Raw genomic sequence first — 6,488 nt, forward strand, 5'->3', positions numbered from 1 at the left:
AGGCGCGAATTAATCTTACGTACCCATACAGCAGGCAGCATTTCATCAGTACTCCAATGCAACATATCCCGCCCATGATGTACAAGAACGTATAATTATCGTAAAAACTCTCGATGAACTTCATGGTGGTTTGTCCTTTCCATAATTTTACATTCATTATATCGTGGAATTATCTCTTTGAAAAGTCAAACCGCTAGTCACCGTTTGACAAAACGTGACTACTCTATTTTTCCATGTACAAAATATATGAGAAAGATACATAAATCTAAGACAATCTGCCTGTAAATTTAATAATAAAAATAATGAATTTCTATATGATTTCAATTCAAAGCGGATATTCGCTTTTTGCTAACGCTACTTGATCATAACCTCGTTACCACTACGATGAGGTTAAAAATAACTCTGCCCTAGTAGTTATATGGGTTCCGTTATAACCTCGCCGAAAATTAATGTAGGGTATAAAAAAGGAACATCCCCCCAAAGATAATTCATATCTTAGAGTAAATGCCCCGTCTATTTTGTATGAAGTTACAATAATTAATACTAACCAATACACTTTTAAAAAAAGAATCCGCAATAAAAATCCTTTCTCTTATCAATTTACTTGTTTCGAATTTGACGATAAGACTCATACATTAACACAGCCGCTGCGATTGCAGCATTTAGGGACTCAACATTTCCCTCCATCGGTATCTTAATTCTCTGTGTAGATAGTGAAGTTGCCATATCACTTAGCCCATTCGCTTCATTTCCGATAAGAATTGCAGACTTTCCTTGATAAGAAACTTTATCATACCATACTGCACCTTGTAAATGAGCTGCATAAACCGCTATTCCCTCATTTTTTATTTGATTAAGGCATACAGAAAAGTCTTCTGCATAGAAGAAAGGTACCCGAAATATAGCTCCCATGGTAGAGCGTATTACTTTTGGGTTAAACATATCAACACTATCTTTACTAAGCACGATACCAGTCATTCCTACACCTTCTGCTGTTCTTACCATCGTACCCAGATTCCCTGGATCTCTGATATCTTCAAGTAAAAGTAATCGAATGGAATCACCTGAAGTCATATCTTCTAGGGTATAAACTGGCTGCTTTACTATCGCAAGTATTCCTTGAGGTGTTATCGTATCGGATGCTTCCTTCATAACTTGTTCTGATAATACTTCAAAATCTAACCCCTTTAAGTATTCCGGATTTTGCTTCGTATATTGATGATAATAGCTCTCTGCTAGGTAAACCTTCTGGATTTGATTACGCTGTTGGCTTGCAACTTCCTCAAACATTTTCTTCCCTTCGCAGACAAATACCTTCTGTTCATTCCTAACCTTACTCTGTTTTTGAAGTTTTATTAAGTTTTTGATTTGACTATTCGATGAACTAGTGATCATATATTCCTCATTTCTTACTGCTTTCGCGCAATTTTATTACGATAGCAATATGTGCACCAGAATAAATAGTAAGTTATCCTATTTACTGGTTCACTAACTTATTTAAAATCTCATTCTTTCCGATGATAACTAATACATCATTCCTTTTCAGTGGCATATCTGCATCTGGATTGATATTTAGCTGGTCATCTCTTTTGATTCCGATTACATTAATCTTACTTTTGGCGCGTAGATTTAGCTCCCGCAAGGAGTGTCCAATCCATTCCTGTAAGATGTCAAGTTCCATCATGCTAGACGTGGAAGACAATTCAATTGCATCAAAGAAATTCCCCATCATCAAATTGTTTGCGATACGGATTCCGGTTTCTTTCTCTGGAAATACAACCATATCAGCTCCAACCTTCTTTAATACTTTCGCATGTAGCTCATTTTGCGCTTTCGCAAGAACATAAGGTACTCCTAACTCTTTGACAAGAATCGTTACCATAACACTTGCCTCTAAATTCTCACCAATCGCTATAACTGCACCATCAAAATTTTTCAGACCAAGGTTTTCTAATGCTTCCGCTTCTGTTACATCGGCTCTTACTGCATACGTAACATAGTCCGCAATCTCATGTATTTTATCTTCGTCGTTGTCTACAACCATTACTTCACATCCGCCTTCTGCAAGCGTGGTTGCTACACTTTTACCAAATCTGCCTAATCCAAAAACTACAAATTCTTTTCTTGCCATAACTGCCTCCTAATCAAACCTCACTATCACCCGCTGCATACAACAATTACTTGCAGATGCGGTACTTCCAGATTCACACTATCCTATCAGGACTTTACCTTCTGGTAAGGATTTTTCTCCTTGATGTTTACTTGCATTAATCGCCAGTGCCATCGTAATAGGACCAATACGTCCCAGGTACATTGTTATCATAACAATAATTTTACCAGCGGTCATCAGACTACCTGTCATATTTCTAGTAAGGCCGACTGTACCAATGGCTGAGGTTGTCTCATAAAGCGTATCTAAAAAACTACTATTTTGTATTGCACTTAATGAAATGGTAGTTACCATTAACACTACGAAGCTGACCATTACAACTGCAAGACCTTTCTTTAAATATTGATCTGATATTCTTCTCTGGAAGATTTCAATATCTTTTTTACCACGTATAATCGATATCGTTGATAATAAAATCACTGCAACTGTTACTGTCTTTATTCCACCGGCAGTACCAGAAGGTGACCCGCCAATAAACATCCATACTAAGTATAAAATACTTGTCGCATCTTTAAAATTTTGTTGTGGAATTGTTGCAAACCCCGCCGTTCTGGTCGTTACCGACTGAAACAACGAACAAAGCATTTTCTTCCCTAACGATAATTCTCCAATGGTTGCTGGATTGTTATATTCAAGAATAAAGGTTATAACTGCCCCGAGCACTATCATAATTACTGTAACAGTAATAACAATTTTAGAATGTAAGGTCAATCTTCGAAACATGGAGCGAACCTTAATCTCTTTCTTTACTGCTTGTTTTGAAATATGAAATACATCCCACCATACCGGAAAACCGATACCACCAAGAACGATTAAGCCCATGGTAACTAGATTTATCCATAGATTATCACGATATGGTATAAAGCTATTGCTGCCAACTAAATCAATACCAGCATTACAAAATGCTGATACCGCGTGAAAGATAGAATACCATACACCATCTATAACTCCAAATTCTGGGACAAATTGAAATAGATAACAAAAAGCTCCTATTCCTTCAACAATAAGGGTAAACTTAATTATTTTCTTCGTTAATTTTACTAGACCTGATAAGGTATCAATGTTATACGCATTTTGAATTACCAAACGATCAGATAATTTTACTCTCTTACCTAGAAGTAAGAATATTGTTGTTGTGAAGGTTACAACACCCAATCCTCCGAACTGTATCAAAAACAGGATTACCAGTTGGCCGAAGAAACTCCAATGTTCCCCTGTTGTTACAGTTGTCAGTCCAGTCACACAGATGGATGTCGTCGCTGTGAAGAACGAATCTTCAAGCGGAGTAACAATTCCAGCCTTCGTGGCAATCGGTAAAGATAGCAGTAAAGCTCCTAGCACAATCCCTGCTAAGAAACCAAATGCAATCATTCTTGTTGTTGAAAACCTTCTTTTCTTCTGAAACATAGTTGTCTCCTATTACAATTTAAACTCTATGCATACGTAAACTGTTTGCAAATGTCGTATTCCCTATAAACAAGAAAAAGTACGCTTGGCGAACTTTTCCTTGTCATGAATATTAATCTCTTTCGATATTAATCTCTTTTGATATCAATCTCTTTTGATATCAATCTCTTTTGGTATTAATATTCATCCTGCATATTGGAAAGCTTTGCTGCTTGATCTGCCGCAGTTAAGCTATCAATAACTTCTTGTAAATCCCCGTTCATAATGTCATCCAAACGATGGCTGGTAAGTTTAATTCTATGATCTGTACAACGTCCCTGTGGGAAATTATACGTACGTATCTTTTCGGAACGATCTCCTGTTCCTACCTGACTCTTTCTCGCAGCTGCTTCTGCATCATGAGCTTTTTCAAGTTCCAATTCGTATAATCTTGCACGTAATACCTTTAATGCCTTATCACGGTTCTTTAACTGAGATTTCTCATCCTGACAGGATATTACGATACCGGTTGGCATATGGGTTAATCGTACCGCTGAGTCAGTAGTATTAACGCACTGACCACCATTACCAGAAGAACGGAATACATCAAATCGACAATCATTCATATTAAGTTCAACGTCGACTTCTTCTGCCTCAGGCATAATAGCAACGGTTACTGTTGATGTATGAATTCTTCCGCCAGATTCTGTTACTGGAATTCTTTGTACACGATGTACTCCACTTTCGTACTTAAGTTTAGAGTACGCTCCCCCGCCATTGATCATAAAGATTACTTCCTTAAAACCACCGATACCATTTTCGTTTAAGTTCATCATATCAATTTTCCAACGCATTGTTTCAGCATATTTGGAATACATACGGAATAGTTCCGCTGCAAATAAAGCAGCCTCATCTCCACCGGCGCCTCCTCTAATTTCAACAATAACGTTCTTTGAATCATTTGGATCCTTTGGAAGTAATAAAATCTTAAGCTGTTCTTCAATCACTACTAGATTTGCCTTGCTTGTAGATAACTCCTCTTTTGCAAGTTCACGCATCTCTTCATCGCTTTCTTCATCTAATAGTTCCAAGCTTTCTTCAATATTTTTCTTTGTTTGTTTATACTCAAGGTATTTGTCTACGATTTCACCAAGGTCATTTTGCTCTTTCATCAACTTACGAAATCTTGCTTGGTCATTCGTTACGGTTGGCTCATTTAATTCATTCTGGATTTCCTGAAATCTAATTAATAGATCTTCTAATTTATCAAACATGTTAACCTCTATTCTAGCACTTTATGCTTTTTATTAACACTGGCAGTTATTCTTTCATAACTTTATGTCTTTCTTGATTTTATGCATTTCTTGATTTTATGCCTTGCATTACTTTATGTCTTGCATACATTCATTACTTGCATAAATTCATGTATCACATAACTCCCCAGCTCATAATTTTTCCTAGTCTTTTTAATGTATCATTCTCACACAAACACCCAATACACGCTTACACAAGAAGGGCGAAGTGCTCATTATTTTACACTACTGATATTCACAGTATTTCAAGTGAAATCTTTGTTATATAGTTTACGCAGCTAGAGAAAAACCATCTCTATACACCTAATATTTCTCATAAACGTCTTTTTACTCCTTTACTTGATTTCACCCTCATATACTGCACTTACCACACGGTCCAAACCAGCATAATCTTTCACCACATTAATTTGGGCAAATCCATTTTGACTTAATAATTCACTCACTGAAGCCGCCTGATTATAACCAATTTCTAGATATATTTTACCATTTTTATTTAAAAATCTTCCTGATTCTTTTGCTAATATCCGATAGAACTTTAATCCGTCTGCATCACCATCAAGAGCAATTCTTGGTTCATGATCTTTTACTTCCGGCATTAATCCTTCTACAACCTCAGATTCAATATAAGGTGGATTTGAAACAATCACATCGTATGTTCCAGAAACATTAGAGAACATATCGCTCTGAATATAGGTAATCAAAGCCTCGTTAGCATTTGCATTTTCTTCTGCCACTTTAATTGCATCGCTGGAAATGTCAACCGCTACCGCTTTTTTTATGTCTCCAAGCTTTGCAAGACTAACAATAATACACCCAGAACCAGTACACAGTTCTAAGATGTCCTTATCCTTGCAAACTTTTAAGACTTCTTCTACTAATCTCTCCGTATCCTGTCTCGGTATTAAAACTGATTCATTGACGCGAAAAGAAAGCCCCATAAATTCCTGATTCCCAGTAAGATACTGTAACGGAATATGCAAGGCTCTCTTTTTAAGAAGTTGCTGATAGTGATCATACCTTTCTATCGGCATATCTTCTTTGGCCCGAATCATATAGTCAATTCGTCTTAGCCCAGTCACATGCTCAAGCAAATACCAGGCATCTAATTCTGCATCTTGGATGCTTATAGCTTGAAGGAGGGCACATCCCTCCCTCAAGGCACTTTCATAAGTTATTTTCGACATTATCATTCCTTAAAATTATCTATCCTAATTACTACGCATCTTTCCCACTGGAAAAATACTTATCAAGCGCACGTAAAATTTCGTCATCCTCTTCCTCTGTAGGTTCTAGAGAAGCTGCAATCTCTGTAGAACTTAATACAGCCTGTTCTGGTATACGTGCACGTTCTCTTAACTTGCTTTGCTTTTCTTCTACTGCTGCTTCAGGCATATCATATAACAGTTTATCCAAATTTTTAAATTCTTCTGAAGAATCATTTTTACTAGTTAAGGTATCATTTGGAGTATTCTTACTTCCCTGAGTATTCTTACTGTCTTGAGCATTTTTACTATCTCGAGTATTCATACTATCTTTAGTATTCTTACTGTCTTGAGTATCCATGCTATCTTTAGTATTCTTACTGTCTTGAGTATCCATGCTATCTTTAGTATTCTTAC

6 protein-coding genes are annotated in these 6,488 nt (G+C 36.6%); all 6 read right to left on the reverse strand.

Features of this window, described 5'->3' with window-relative positions:
* Positions 1–600 precede the first annotated feature (600 nt).
* Positions 601–1,395 carry a TrmH family RNA methyltransferase gene (locus RTP52_RS16030; RefSeq protein WP_312107287.1) on the reverse strand — a complete coding sequence of 265 codons (795 nt, stop codon included), beginning with the start codon at positions 1,393–1,395 and terminating at the stop codon, positions 601–603.
* Positions 1,396–1,477: 82 nt separating this feature from the next.
* Positions 1,478–2,131, reverse strand: coding sequence for a potassium channel family protein (locus tag RTP52_RS16035; protein ID WP_312107289.1), 654 nt, complete (start codon positions 2,129–2,131; stop codon positions 1,478–1,480).
* Between the two features lie 78 nt (positions 2,132–2,209).
* Entirely contained in the window at positions 2,210–3,577 is a 1,368-nt protein-coding gene (locus RTP52_RS16040; protein ID WP_312372459.1) for a TrkH family potassium uptake protein, read from the reverse strand.
* A gap of 176 nt (positions 3,578–3,753) precedes the next feature.
* Positions 3,754–4,830 carry a peptide chain release factor 1 gene (gene prfA, locus RTP52_RS16045; RefSeq protein WP_312107427.1) on the reverse strand — a complete coding sequence of 359 codons (1,077 nt, stop codon included), beginning with the start codon at positions 4,828–4,830 and terminating at the stop codon, positions 3,754–3,756.
* Between the two features lie 374 nt (positions 4,831–5,204).
* Entirely contained in the window at positions 5,205–6,053 is an 849-nt protein-coding gene (prmC, locus tag RTP52_RS16050) for a peptide chain release factor N(5)-glutamine methyltransferase (protein ID WP_312372461.1), read from the reverse strand.
* A 31-nt stretch (positions 6,054–6,084) separates the two neighbouring features.
* Positions 6,085–6,488, reverse strand: a 404-nt coding sequence (locus RTP52_RS16055; RefSeq protein ID WP_331661715.1) for a hypothetical protein, incomplete at its 5' end; no start/stop codon positions are given.

It is taken from the genome of Lachnoclostridium sp. (genome assembly GCF_031997925.1).
Taxonomy (GTDB): Bacteria; Bacillota; Clostridia; order Lachnospirales; family Lachnospiraceae; genus Lachnoclostridium.